Raw genomic sequence first — 11,941 nt, 5'->3', positions numbered from 1 at the left:
CCGCTTCCCGTTTGAAAACTTTCGGCAGTACATGCCCCACCGCGACAGACAAGATCGGTATCGGCCAGAATGCAGTGCAATCCCAATGGATCGATCCACGATATCGGATTGGGCGCGTACTGGAACGGATTCACGCCACCGACCAGCCCAATGGGATCCTTACTAATAAACCGGCCACTGTTCGGATCGTAGTATCTGTACCGGTTATAGTGCAGCCCCGTCTCCTCATCAACCTGCTGCCCCTGGAACCGCAACGGATTCCTCGGCACGACCCCCGCTGCCTTCGACGCCCGCGCGATCACCTCCCGCGCTTCTCCCCATGCCCGATACGACGCCTCCCACACCACCTCGCCATCATCGTCAGTCAGCAATTGCGGTGTGCCGATCTGGTCGCAGTGGTAATAAAACGCGTGCGCGTCACCAACCCGTTCCGGCATCCTTTGCAGCGGATCGTCTTCCGGCGCATAGCGATCGACATCCCCGCGTGACGGCGTCTCGACACCTCCTACCGCCGCACCGACATACTGCGCCAGCGGCACGAACGACCCCGCCTCGTACAGGTAATGCGCGCTGCCTTGCTCCCCGCTCTCATACGCCAGCGTTTCGCCATCCCAACCGAACACCGTGCGCTCGCCGTTCACCTCTTTCGCAATGCGACGACCCAACGCATCGTAGAAGTACCGCGACTCGCTCCGGCGGCCAACCTCCTCCACCGTCGCTGCCGTCGCTGCCGTCAGCCGATTGAACGCATTCCACTCACCGGGTCGACGATATTGCTCGCCGGATCGAACCCGAACCGTTCCTTGCCAGCCGCTCCGATCGACTCGAGCAACCGACCGACCGGATCGTAGCGATAGTCCGTCAGCCCCCTGCGATTGCCCTCAATCTGCACGAGCTGGCCAGTTTTGGACCAACACGATATTTCCACCGCAAACTACGTCGACGGCAGCGCGACGGCCAGCGCCGGAATTCGGCAATTGTCGTCGGCGGCGCTGGCCAACACGAACGACGAACATCGTGCAATTTCCGATACCTGGCTGCGTCGTGCGATCGCCGGAATTCAGCAAATGCACCTCAACGACGGCGCGCGCCGGGTGGTCGCGGAACGGCTTTTCTAGCCGCCGACAGACTGGCAGCCGCCGCTGCGTTTCTCCCCGATCAGGGGAGAAACGGGTAACCGCGCATTGGTCGATTTCCGGACCACGTTCGAACATCTTGCCCAGAAACGACAAGGGCCGCATAAGCGGCCCTTGTCGTTCATTACCTCAGTCGAAAGCTCACGTCATTTCCCATGATCTGCAAATCCTCGATTTCAAGTCGATCATCTTGAGGAAATGGGCCAACCAGATAAAAGCCTAGTGCGGCGATCTCGTGTTCCAACCGATCTATCTCTACAAAAAGCTGATCGTTCGCTGCTTGCTCGAACTCCCGGAATAGTTGTTCATACAGGCAGAAGCGCGGTACGGGCGTAAAGCCTCCTAGCATGAGCGCCTCCTTCGAGGAACTCACCGTGACCTCTCCCGCTAAATCTCCGCCGTGATCCATCAAGTAGAACTCCATCATCGTGGACACCGTGTAGTTGATCCAAGTGCTTCGAAAAGTCCCTTAAGCTTTTCATCATTAAAGCCGTCCGCACCATCAGGATGAACGATTCGAGCGTGATTTGGAAATTTGTTCGTCGGATCTTCAATTACATCAAACCCAGCACTTCGGACGGCATCTGCCGTGCCTGATGCTACGGTTTCAGTTGACTTCAGCAAGCCTGTTGCCTTCGGAAAGGCACTCCTCATCTGATGGGCTGCATCGTACGGACAACAGCTATGCAGGCCCGAAATCCCCGGAGGATTGAGCTTCTTTTCTGGCTCTTTCAAACGAAGATTATCGATTGCATTACCACCGATCCGATTGACACTTGATGACCCGGGAAGCGAGTTGCCTGATAGCCCCAGTGGATCAACCCAGCTTACCGGATTGGGCGCGTATTGATACCCGTTCAGCCCACCTGCCAGCCCGATCGGGTCCTTCGACACGAACCGCCCACTGCTCGGATCATAGTACCGATGCCGGTTGTAGTGCAGGCCCGTATCCTCATCAACCTGCTGCCCCTGGAACCGCAGCGAACTCCGCGGCACGATCCCCGCAACCTTCGACACCCGCGCAATCACCTCCCGCGCTTCGCCCCACGCCCGGTACGTCGCCTCCCACACCACATCGCCTTCATCATCCGTCAGCAACTGCGGCGTACCGATCTGGTCGCAGTGGTAATAGAACGCATGCGCATCACCAACCCGTTCCGGCAACCGCTGCAACGGATCGTCTTCCGGTACATAACGATCGGCCGCACTGCGTGACGGCGTTTCGAACCCTTCTACCTGCGCACTCACGTACTGCACCATCGGCACGAACGAGCCAGCTTCGTAGAGGTAGTGCGTGCTGCCTTGCCCCGCGCTCTCATACGCCAGCGTATCGCCATCCCACCCGAACACCGTGCGCTCGCCGTTCACCTCTTTCGCAATGCGACACCCCAGCGCATCGTAGTAGTACCGCGACTCGCTCCGGCGAGCGACCTCATCAACCGTCGCTGCAGTCAGCCGATTGAACGCGTTCCACTCGTAACGTTGCTCTCCAACCGGCGATCTGCGGTGGACGAGATTGCCCCGCGCGTCGTACGTGAAATGCTCTCCGGCATATTGCTTCAACAAATTGCCCAACATCTTGGGCACTTCCGCAGGCAACGTACTCTCCGCACGTACCGGACTCGGCCGGCTCTCCGTGCGAGGCGGTTCAACACGTGCCGGATCGATGATATTGCTCGCCGGATCGAATGCGAACCGCTCCTTGCCCGCCGGACCGATCGATTCGAGCAACCGACCGACCGGATCGTAGCGATAGTCGGTCAAGCCTCTGCGATTGTCTTCAATCTGCACGAGTTGGCCGGCTGCGTCGTAACGGTACCGGCGCTCCGCCAGCGGCGCAGGTGCATTCGCACGCTGTACCGTGCGTTGCGCCAACCTCCCGGCACGATCGTATGCAGTGCGTTGATCGATCTTGCTCGGCAGGGTACGCAATGTCTCCCGATGCAGATCGTCACGCTCGATCTGAACGAGTTCCTTGCCGTCCAGCATCATCCCGTGGACGTGCCCGGAGCCGTACGTGAGCCAGTCGACGGCATGGCCGTCAGGCCGGACTGTTCTGATGCGGTTGCCGATTTCGTCGTACTGGTGATGCCACACGAAACTCCGGCTCGCGCCGAACAGGTCGTAAGCGTGATGCTTGGGCGCGTATTGATACCCATTCAGTCCACCCACCAACCCGATCGGGTCTTTGCTGATGAACCGACCCGAGTTTGGATCGTAGTACCGATGCCGGTTATAGTGTAAGACCGTCTCTCAGCCAACGGAATTGCCCGCGCTAATTGAGCCGCAATGGTACCGTCGCCAGCGACGCACACTCATCCATTCGTATGCTGTCTATTCCCGTGTGCTGCAGGCACGCATCCTCATAGGCAACGTGCTCACCATCGCATTGCGAAGCCAAGAAGGCATCGATTCTCTGAAATTCGACATCAGAAGCGATGTCAACTGCAAAGAGCGATAACCCGTCAGTTACCGAGCATTGTGCTCCAAGTTGCGTGAGGCTCTGGACAATTGCCTTTCTGGTTGTATCATCCTCCGCAAATACCCGGAGGGTCGAGTGCCCCCCCCGAGCAACTACTCCAGCGGCAACAAGTTCGCCGTCAATCTCCTCGGTCACGACCGTGTCACCTTTGCTCACCCCACATATGTAGTAAGGCACGTTGTCGATCACGTAGGAATTCTCGCCAAGAGCCCCTCCCCACAGTGATTCGAAGCCAACGGGCGGATATCCGTCAGCATCAGTCTTCAGACGAAACACGATTTTTGCGAAGCCTGCCATGATGATCCTATTCATTTCCGCATGGGTTGCGCCCCAAACGGTTGAGTTGCTTAAAATTTTCCTTCAGCTTATTGGAGAAGCCGCGATTGCACTTACGGCATAGCAGTTGGGTGTTTTTTTCGTTGTTCGCCCCGCCCAGCGAGTCGGGTTCGACGTGATCGAACTGACGTTCGTTCGCCGGAGGTGTGACACCGCGTTGACTCTTTTGGCCAGGAATGACGTCGGTGCCACAGCACTCGCACTTTTCCGTTCCAAAGAAGTCTTTATTCTCCTGAGCAACCTTCTGTTTGACTGAGGCCGGGATGCGTGCCAGCCCAACCGGATCGATCCATCCGGTTGGCGCGGGTACATATTGATAGACGTTGATCCCACCCGCCAGCCCAATCGGGTCCTTGCTAACGAACCGCCCACTACCCGGATCGTAGTACCGATACCGGTTGTAGTGTAGCCCCGTCTCCTCATCAACCTGCTGCCCCTGGAACCGCAACGGATTCCTCGGCACGATCCCCGCTGCCTTCGACGCCCGCGCGATCACCTCCCGCGCTTCTCCCCACGCTTGATACGACGCCTCCCACACCACCTCGCCATCATCGTCAGTCAGCAATTGCGGTGTGCCGATCTGGTCGCAGTGGTAATAAAACGCGTGTGCGTCACCAACCCGTTCCGGCAACCTTTGCAGCGGATCGTCTTCCGGCGCATAGCGATCGACATCCCCGCGTGACGGCGTCTCGACACCTCCTACCGCCGCACCGACATACTGCGCCAGCGGCACGAACGACCCCGCCTCGTACAGGTAATGCGCACTGCCTTGCTCCCCGCTCTCATACGCCAGCGTATCGCCATCCCAACCGAACACCGTGCGCTCGCCGTTCACCTCTTTCGCAATGCGACGACCCAACGCATCGTAGAAGTACCGCGACTCGCTCCGGCGGCCAACCTCCTCCACCGTCGCTGCCGTCAGCCGATTGAACGCATTCCACTCATAGCGCTGCTCGCCCGCCGGCGATCTGCGGTGGACGAGATTGCCCCGCGCGTCGTACACAAAATGCTGCCCCGCATATTGCTTCAGCAAATTGCCCAGCACCTTGGGCACTTCCGGGGGCAACGTACTCTCCGATCGCACCGGGCTCGGCCGGCTCTCCTTGCGGGGCACGTCAACGCGCACCGGGTCGATGATATTGCTCGCCGGATCGAACCCGAACCGTTCCTTGCCAGCCGCTCCGATCGACTCGAGCAACCGACCGACCGGATCGTAGCGATAGTCCGTCAGCCCCCTGCGATTGTCCTCAATCTGCACGAGCTGGCCAGCCGCATCGTAACGATAGCGGCGCTCCGCCAGCGGTGCAGGCGCGTTCGCACGCTGTACGGTGCGCCGTGCCAGCCGCCCCGCCTGATCGTACACCGTGCGCTGATCGATCCTGCTCGGCAACGTCCGCGACGTCTCGCGATGCAGATCGTCACGCTCGATCTGCACGAGTTCCTTGCCGTCCAGCATCATCCCGTGAACGTGTCCGGAGCCGTACGTGAGCCAGCCGACCGCATGACCGTCGGGCCTGACCGTTCCGATCCGGTTACCCGTTTCATCGTACTGGTGATGCCACACGAAACTCCGGCGCGTGCCGAACAGGTCGTACGCGTGATGCTCGCGCACCAGATTGCCGACCGGATCGAAGAAGCGCTGAACCCGGCTGTACCGGTTGCTCGCTTCGATCAATCGGCCCAACGGATCGTACGTGAAGCGCTCCGCGTCCTCACCGGCCGAGCGGCCTTGAAGCCGTCCGCCGCGGTCGTGGGACATCGTCATGACCTGCCCGGCCTCGTCGACCGACTCGAGACGGCTGCTCGCCTCGTCATACGCATAGCGCGTGACCTTCCCGTCGAAATCGATCTCCTCGATCAATCGGCCTGTTGCGTCGTAATGGAACGTGTAGTTCGCGTGATTCGGATCGGTCAACGCAACGAGCCGCCCGAGCCGGTCGTAGCGGTACGACAGCGATTGCCCCAACGCATCGGTCCGGCTGCTGACGCGACCGCTCGCGTCATAGCCGTAACGTGTGTTGCGGTTCAGCGGATCGATTTGTGTCAGCAGGCGCCCTTCCGCGTCGTAGCGCATTTGCTCGCGGCCGGCCGGCGACATGACCTCGATCAACTGGCCATTCTCGCCATAACGGTATGCGGTCACGCCGCCCGCTGCATCCTTCGTCTCCGAGAGGCGCCCCTGGGCGTCATACGTCCACTGCGACGTCTTCCCCGAGCAATCGGTATAGCTGATCAGCTGGCCGACGTCGTCGTACTTCAGCGCTTTCGTGCCGCCCTTCGCATCCTTGATCCGGGTAAGCAGCCCGCGCCCGTCATAGGCATACTCGGTCTTGTGCCCGAGCGGATCGACTTCCGCCACCGTGTTTCCCGCGTCGTCGTATTCGCGCAGCCACGGGTGGCCAAGCGGGTCGGTCACGCGAACGAGCTGGTCCTTCGGGTCGTACGCCATCTCGATCACGCTGCCGTCGGCACGTTGATGGCGCACGAGGTTGCCGCGCGCATCGTATCCCATATGCTCGACGGTGCCGTCGCGGTGAATGTACTGGACGAGCATGTCGTTCGCGTCCCGATACATCCACTCTTCGCTGCCGTCCGGGTGAATCACACGGAACGAATAGCCCTTGCTGTCGTAGTAGTGATGCGTGACATTGCCAAGCGCGTCGGTCACGCTGACCATCCGGAAATCCGGATGCCATGCGAGACGGACCTCGTCGCTACCGTCGTCGGCGTATTCGCGGAAGCACTTTGCCTTCGGCCCGTCGCCGTTCCACTCGAGGTTCACGCCTCGACCGGTGCGATCGGTGTATCGCGTCACGAGGTGGTGCCGATAGCGATACTCGCGACGATTGCCGTAGCGATCCGTCGCTCCGATCAGATCATTCCCGTCGTCGTACTCGTAGTGCGCGAGTGTGCCGACGTACTCGCCTTGCGCGCCATGATGCGCAGCGCCCACGATTCGCCCCCGCGAGTCGTGTCGGAACGCAACCTGCGCGTGCGGTGCAATCAGTCGACGCAACCGTCCCTCGGCATCGTAATCGAGCGTCAACTGATTGCCGGCGCGATCCTTGACGAATGCGAGACGAAACGCGTTGCCGTGACGCTCGTACGCTTCGAGCAGCGCATGCCCGCGCGTCACCGTCAGCCACTGCTCGTCCAGCCGCAATAGCGTTTGTCCCTCGGAAAGATCGTCGTGCGCACTTCCGACGCCGAGCAACGGGTATTCGATGCTTCGTCCGACGGCATCGTGATAGACGAGTTTTTCCGCTGCGATATCGAAGCGGGTCGTATACGGCGTAATCCAGCGGGCGCCCAATTCGCCATGCGCATCGTTCGCGTCGAAGAACGATCGATAGGTACGCTGCCAGGCAATCGGCAACGGCCCCTCGATCGTGAAATCCTCATGGTTGACCTGTTCGTCGCCGAGTGCGAATCCGATCGAATGCCCGGTGGCGGCCGGCGGCGTCTTGACAGGAAAATGCACGCGACAGCAATTCGGCCCCGGATGCTCCGCCTCGGCCGTCTTCTGCAAGCTATCGGTACGCTGCTCCGCCCGCTTTTCATGGACCTTCGCCGTCCCGTGCTCCTGAATCCCGGTCGTCTGCGGTTTCGGATTGCGCTTGCGCCAGCTCCGCATGCCGTCTTCGCCGATCGTGATGATCCAGCCGAGCTTGCCGGCATCGTTCCCGTCCAGCTCGCGAATGCACTTCTGGACCGTCGGAATCCGCTTGTAGATATCGTCCGCGAAAAGCTGCAGCTTCTTCGTCGAATTCGAGTCGATCAGGTCGGCAGCCGAGGTCGCCGCGTTGACGACGACCTTCGCCTCGACCTTGCGGACGTCCGAGAAGAAACCGCCGATGTTGTCGAGAACCTTTCTGCCGTCGTACGCGACGATCGCGGCGCCGACGCCCTTCAAGTGCGTTCCGGCCGACGTCACGTTGTGCCCGACCTCATACTTCTTTCCCGCCGCGTGCGCGAATACGTCGGCGATCGCCTTCATCAGGTCGCCGATGAACCTGGCGCAGTGGTCGAGCAGCTCCTTCAGCCCGTCGCGTATCACCTTCAGGAATTTCTCGATCTCGCCCGCGTAACGCTCCTGCACGTTCGCGACGATCGCCGAGATGATCGAATCGCGCAGCACCATCACCGCAGCCTCGCCGGCTGCCTTGCCGCTCTCGACGATCTTCTGCCGAATCAGCTTCAACACCGGGCGCGCGCCGAGCCGAAGCTCGGCCGTGGCCGGCGGCAACGGCACGACGCCGATCAGATCGAGGCCGAGGTTGACCCAATCGAACAGGTTGATCGACTGGCTGCCGCGCTCGATCATCTCCTTGATATCGAGCACCGCATCGACTGCCGCGAAGATATTCGCCAGGACCGGCACGTTCTCCGCGACGGTTTTCAGCCGATTGACGTTGACGACACCGCCGCTGACCTTGATCAGCCACTTGTCGAATACATCGATACCGGCCTGAACGTCGGCCTCCGTGATCTTCATGATCGGAGACACGAACACATCGGTAGGTTTGGGTTGAAGGACGCCCGCAGCGGTCATGATTTTTCTGTTCTCGAATATTTGAAAGGGGCGACGCTCAGCTCAATTTCAGTGCGGCCGCGGCGCTGCGCGCCGACTGCGCCAGATCGCCGACCTGCCGGGCGGCGGCACTCAATTGCCCCGCCTGCGACAGCGCCGCCTGCGCCCCCGCCGGCAGCACGTTGCCCGCTGCCTGCTGCGCGATACCCAGGCCCTGGCCGGCCACTGCCTTCGCCAGGGCGGCTCCGCCTTGCGACGCCGAGCCCGCCAGCCCCGCGACCGCCTGCGCCGCGCCCAGCGCATTCGACGCACCGGCCGGCAGCATGCCGCCCAGCGCCTGCCGGGCCATGCCCATGCCTTGGCCAACGGCGGCCTTCGCCAGTGCCGCGCCGCCTTGCGTCGCCGCACCGGCCAGGCCCGTCAGCGCCCCCGCCGCACCGCCCGCCGCCGGCAGAAACGAGCCGAGCTGTGCCTGTGCGGTTTCCGCGGCGTCGGCCGCCGGCGCCGGATTGGCCGGCCACGGCGCCACATCGAACCGGCTCGACGTCTGGTCCTGCGAGCGCGAGTCCTCCCCGAACTTCACCTGCACCGCCCCGGGCGGCAGGCCGCTCACGATCATGTGCCCGTTGTTGTCGAGCGCGCCTTTCTTCAACAGTCCGCCGTTCGCATCGAACACCGAGAACAGACCGCCCTTCACCGGCTGGCCGTTCCCGTACTGGTGCAGCAACTCCAGTTGCCCCGGCTGATCCGGCCGCGGGCTCGGCAGCGGGTACCCCATGCTCGCCGGCCCGGCGAACGTGTGCGACGCACCCTTCACATCCACGGCGCCCGGCGTGTGAATCTCGATGTTTCCGCCCTGGATCCGGATATAGCCGCCGCCGCTCGTCAGCAGGATCCCCTGATCGGCCGCGATCTCGATCTGCCCCGTCGCCGACACCACCTTCACCGCCTTCTGCGCGGTCACCTCGATGTTGTCCGACTGCGCCTGGATCTCCACCTTGCCCTTGCCCGCGAACAGCTTCATCCCCGCGTTCTGCGCGAACAGGCTCAGCTTCTGTCCGATGCTCGCCAGCAGCGACTTGCCTGCCGCAACGTGCACGCTCTGCCCGCTCGCCACGTTCACGTGATCGTTCGCGACCACATGCACCGACTGCTGCGTCGACATTCCGATCCCCGACGGGCTGCCGAACAGCATCACCGGCTCCTTGAACGCGTTCGCGCTGCCCGTGCCGCCGCCTGCCGTGCGTCCGCCCGACGCGCGGCCCGATGCACTGTCCTGCGTCGCGTCCGTGAACGCGCGCATCGTGTCCTGCGCATCCTTCAGGCTTTCCGCCTGGTGCTGCTCGCTCACCTCCGACATCGCCTCGACGAGGCTCTCGCCCGTCACCAGTTGCTGCTGCGCCTCCTTCACGTCGAGCGGCTGGCTGTTCGCCGCCTTCGGATGCGTCGTCACGTACAGGCCCTGGCTGGCCCGCACCGCGCCGTAAGCATCCGAGCGCAGGTCGAAGCCGCTGCCGAGATACGCCCCGCGTGAATTGGCGTTGTGATCGATGATGTAGCCGAGATGCAGCAGGCTGTTCGCGCTGCTGCTCATCAGCTGCACGCGGTTCTGCCCGGTCGCGTCGTCCATCACGAGCTGGTTGTAGCCGCTGCCCGAATACTCCTTCGATCGATACCCGGACAGGATCCCGTCGGTATGCCACTGCGGCTGGTTCGCGCCGTTGTACACGCGCCCGACTGCCAATGGCCGGTCGCAGTCGCCGCCGACGTAGTCGATCAGCACTTCCTCGCCGATGCGCGGCACGTGCACGCCGCCGTAGCCGCCGCCGGTATCCGACTGCACCACGCGCACCCAGCACGACGCGTTCTCGTTGCCCGGGTTCAGGCGATCCCACACGAACTGCACGCGAATCCGGTTCAGCGCATCGGTATAAACCTCTTCGCCCTGCGGCCCGACGACGATCGCCGTTTCGAGATGCATCTCGGGCTTGCGGTGTTCGAACGGGCTGCGGTAAGGCACGCTCACGCGTTGCGCCTCGACTTCAACCAGATAGAAGCCCGTCGATCCGTCGTCGTGCGGCACGCGAAACGCGGGATCGGCGCCATAGCCGTCCTGCGCCTGCGTCAGCGCTTCGCGCAGGCTGTACGGGAAATCAGCACGGTCGCCCGCGACAGGCAGGTTGTTCTCGATCCACCACGCCACCTCGATCGCGACGAACTCGCGCTGATCGGCCGGATCGCGATCGTGCTCCGGATGATCGGCCAGCGTGAAGCGCCGCCCGGCGTCGATCGCGCGCACACCGCCCGCGGCACGAAACCGCTTCGCCTGCGACTCCCACTCCTCCATCCGCACCTTCGTCAGATGGTCGCCACGCGGCTGGTCGAGATACGTATAGGCGCCGGTGTATTCGTAGACTTCGAGCTGATCCGGCAGCTCGCCCTGTCCGCCCATCGTCGGCAGCGACGTGCCTTTCGGGTTCGACGGCTGCGAGGGATGCTTGTAGTCGAACGTGCGTGTCGTGCGGGCCACGCTCTGCAGCGTGCGCGTGCCCGACCATTGCGTGAACGCGTCCGCTTCGCTGGCCGCGCCGCCGCGGTAAAAGCGCACGGTTTCCGGCGACAGCGGCGCGAACGCCTGCAGGTTGTCGGTGATGACGAGCGTATGCGACTTGCCGTCGTCGGCCTGCTGCCATGTGCAGTAAAGCCCTTCGCTCTCCATCAGCCGATGCACGAAATGCCAGTCGGTGTCGTGCTGTCGCGTGTACGAGCGGTTCGGCAGCGGCTTCGTCAACGCGAAGCGGAAGCGCCCCTGCGCCTGCGGATGCTGGTTCAGCACGTCGCTGATGATCTGGTCGACGGTCGTATCGTTCCAGAGCCGCTGATCGCGACGGAACTTCAGGAAGTGGGTGAAATCGGCGAACGTGAGCTGATAGGTCGCGAGCCCGCCGTCGGCGCCGAGCCGGCGCGCGGTATGCACATACCCGCTGATCGGCCGGTAACCGAGATCGCCCTGCTGGATCCAAAGCGTGATCGGCTGCGCAATCAGCTTTTTAAGTTCCACATCGCTATCGGTCGACAGCACGTCGAGCGTGAATTCGTACGCGCGCCCGATGCGCGAGCAGCCGACCGCCCGCTGCACGGTCAGGACGTTCTCTCCCAACGGCGTATCGAGCTTCAGCAACCGGTCCTGCTGAAGCAATCCGCCGCGCAATGCGGCGATTGTGTTCTGCATGTTCATGAACGGCCTTTGTTCTTTTTGACGCGCCCTCGGATGGCGCGAGCATTCAACTTCGCCGGCGCGATTTTACAGACAAATTCGCGTTCGCCCATGAACCGGCCCCCGTTGCAACGCGCGCGATCCGGCCACTCCGATGAAATCGATTGCAATCAGGGCCAATTCGACTTCCGGCGCGGCGCGGTTGCGAGTAGTGTCTACGTGTCGGTATTGCGGCCGCC

The 11,941-nt window shown here is 62.3% G+C and carries 5 protein-coding genes and 2 pseudogenes; 1 reads left to right on the top strand and 6 read right to left on the bottom strand.

What is annotated here, in order from left to right; genetic code table 11:
* Nucleotides 1-913: pseudogene (locus GQ56_RS47110) on the bottom strand (RHS repeat-associated core domain-containing protein); the annotation flags it as partial.
* Between GQ56_RS47110 and GQ56_RS45960 the strand changes: the two are divergent.
* Nucleotides 906-1,118 (top strand): hypothetical protein, encoded by a 213-nt coding sequence (locus GQ56_RS45960; RefSeq protein WP_034199685.1) that lies wholly within the window; start codon nt 906-908, stop codon nt 1,116-1,118. The pseudogene GQ56_RS47110 and the gene GQ56_RS45960 overlap by 8 nt on opposite strands.
* Nucleotides 1,119-1,260: 142 nt before the next feature.
* Here the strand turns inward: GQ56_RS45960 and GQ56_RS0136110 are convergent, their stop codons facing one another.
* From GQ56_RS0136110 to tssI, 5 genes and pseudogenes are all read right to left on the bottom strand, one after another.
* Complete coding sequence (locus GQ56_RS0136110) at nt 1,261-1,563, bottom strand: hypothetical protein (RefSeq protein ID WP_031403271.1); 303 nt, start codon at nt 1,561-1,563, stop codon at nt 1,261-1,263.
* Nucleotides 1,560-3,389 (bottom strand): annotated as a pseudogene (locus GQ56_RS40435) (RHS repeat-associated core domain-containing protein); the annotation flags it as partial. The gene GQ56_RS0136110 and the pseudogene GQ56_RS40435, both read right to left, overlap by 4 nt.
* Before the next feature lie 22 nt (nt 3,390-3,411).
* Nucleotides 3,412-3,915 carry a DUF4265 domain-containing protein gene (locus GQ56_RS0136095; protein WP_034199705.1) on the bottom strand — a complete coding sequence of 168 codons (504 nt, stop codon included), beginning with the start codon at nt 3,913-3,915 and terminating at the stop codon, nt 3,412-3,414.
* 7 nt (nt 3,916-3,922) lie between these two features.
* On the bottom strand, nt 3,923-8,506 hold the full coding sequence (locus GQ56_RS0136090; protein ID WP_161788602.1) for an RHS repeat-associated core domain-containing protein: 4,584 nt from the start codon (nt 8,504-8,506) through the stop codon (nt 3,923-3,925).
* Nucleotides 8,507-8,543: 37 nt separating this feature from the next.
* The gene (gene tssI, locus GQ56_RS0136085; protein WP_031403266.1) at nt 8,544-11,723 is read right to left on the bottom strand and encodes a type VI secretion system Vgr family protein; all 3,180 of its coding nucleotides are present in this window, start codon (nt 11,721-11,723) and stop codon (nt 8,544-8,546) included.
* Nucleotides 11,724-11,941: the final 218 nt, after the last annotated feature.

The sequence above is a fragment of the Burkholderia paludis genome, from assembly GCF_000732615.1.
In the GTDB taxonomy this organism is placed as follows: domain Bacteria; phylum Pseudomonadota; class Gammaproteobacteria; order Burkholderiales; family Burkholderiaceae; genus Burkholderia; species Burkholderia paludis.
The sequence above is the reverse complement of the archived record's forward strand: the minus strand, read 5'-3'. Positions and strand labels throughout refer to the sequence as shown.

Bases quoted from the DNA above. Each gene is read 5' to 3' on its own strand.
- GQ56_RS0136110 (WP_031403271.1), bottom strand. From the start codon at position 1,563: ATGATGGAGTTCTACTTGATGGATCACGGCGGAGATTTAGCGGGAGAG.
- GQ56_RS0136095 (WP_034199705.1), bottom strand. From the start codon at position 3,915: ATGGCAGGCTTCGCAAAAATCGTGTTTCGTCTGAAGACTGATGCTGAC.
- GQ56_RS0136090 (WP_161788602.1), bottom strand. From the start codon at position 8,506: ATGACCGCTGCGGGCGTCCTTCAACCCAAACCTACCGATGTGTTCGTG.
- tssI (WP_031403266.1), bottom strand. From the start codon at position 11,723: ATGAACATGCAGAACACAATCGCCGCATTGCGCGGCGGATTGCTTCAG.